Consider the following 1413-nt stretch of genomic DNA (forward strand, 5'->3'; position numbering starts at 1 on the left):
GAAAGCAGAATATGTCAGTTTGTACTTTCTATTATTAGGGGGAGAATTTGTATGAAAAAGACAGTTGCTTCGTTAGCAGTTATGGCGGCATTATTACCGACGTTTTCAGTGCATGCGGAAGGGAAAGAGCAAGTCCGAAAATCAGCTACAACTTTTAACGTTATTAGTGATATTCAAGGGGATTTAGGGGATTTTGATCATGTGCTAAAAGATATGAACAAAGTGACGCCACTTTCTAGAGCGCTTATTATGAATGGGGATATAACGCCAACTGGACAACAATCACAATATGATGATGTGAAGCGTGTGTTAAACAAAAATAAGCATCCCGAGAATGTATGGTCAACTGTTGGGAATCATGAGTTTTATGCTGGTAAATGGACAGCTGATGGGAAGCTCTCTCAAAGTACATGGCCAAATGGTGTAACTGAGGAAACTTTATTTAACCGCTATCTGAAATTTAGTGGACAAGAAAAGGTATATCATAAAAAAGAATTAGACGGTTATCCGCTTCTATTTTTAGGAACGGAAAAATATATGAAATACCATGATTCAAAAATGTGGGATGAAGTATATATGAGTGATGAGCAATTAGGTTGGTTAAAACAAAATTTAGAAGAGTATAGTCAAAAAGATAAAAATAAACCAATCTTTATTTTCTCTCATCACGTTTTACCTGATACGGTATCGGGATCAAGACAATCGCCGTATTTACAAGATTATTTAAACGTGGATAAATTGTACGATATATTAAAAGACTATCCGCAGGTCGTTTTCTTTACGAGTCATACGCATTGGGATTTAAACTTACCGGACTGGGCTGGTAAAAAGAAAATTGCAGGCGGAGATAAAAAAGGATTTACTGTTGTAAATACGGGCGGGATTGAAACGGGCTGGATGTCGGCTGGACCAAATGGAGGAGAGAAGACTGCTCCTGATGGCTATTCATTTAAACAAGGGTTGCAAGTGAAAGCATATGGTAACGATGTAATTGTGACAGCTTACGATTACAAACGTGATAAGGATATAAAGAAGTTATTAATTAGTGATTCAAAAATTGCGCAGATGGCACCAAATGTAACGACAGATGATAGTAAAAATATAATTGTCGGTGCAACTGAATATATGGAGTATTCTATAGAAGGAACGAATGAGTGGCATACGTATAGTAAAGCAAATCCTCCGAAATTTGATGGAGATAAAGTCGTATACGTACGTCATAAAGGTGAAATGAATTTAGAGCCGGGATTAACGCAGTTACTTCGTTTTACGGTAAATAAGTGATTGGAGGGAGTCTGCATTTGAATGTGTGGGCTCTTTTTTTGTTGATGAGAAAGGGGGTTGCCTGTCTGTCGTTTTTTGTCGATAGATCGATATATTAAGAAAATCGTTGATATACTGCAAGTTATGATC

At 36.9% G+C, this 1413-nt stretch carries 1 protein-coding gene; it reads left to right on the plus strand.

The genetic code is table 11. From position 1 onward, the window contains the following. Positions 1–51: 51 nt before the first annotated feature. Complete coding sequence (locus tag ACQGS6_RS28460; protein ID WP_025966684.1) at positions 52–1284, plus strand: DUF4073 domain-containing protein; 1233 nt, start codon at positions 52–54, stop codon at positions 1282–1284. The last annotated feature ends 129 nt before the right edge of the window (positions 1285–1413 follow it).

Origin of the sequence: Bacillus sp. GMs2/2, assembly GCF_050172095.1 — a bacterium.
Taxonomy (GTDB): domain Bacteria; phylum Bacillota; class Bacilli; order Bacillales; family Bacillaceae_G; genus Bacillus_A; species Bacillus_A cereus.

What these genes read in the sequence shown, in the direction of transcription:
- ACQGS6_RS28460 (WP_025966684.1), top strand. Translation starts at nt 52, where the DNA reads ATGAAAAAGACAGTTGCTTCGTTAGCAGTTATGGCGGCATTATTACCG.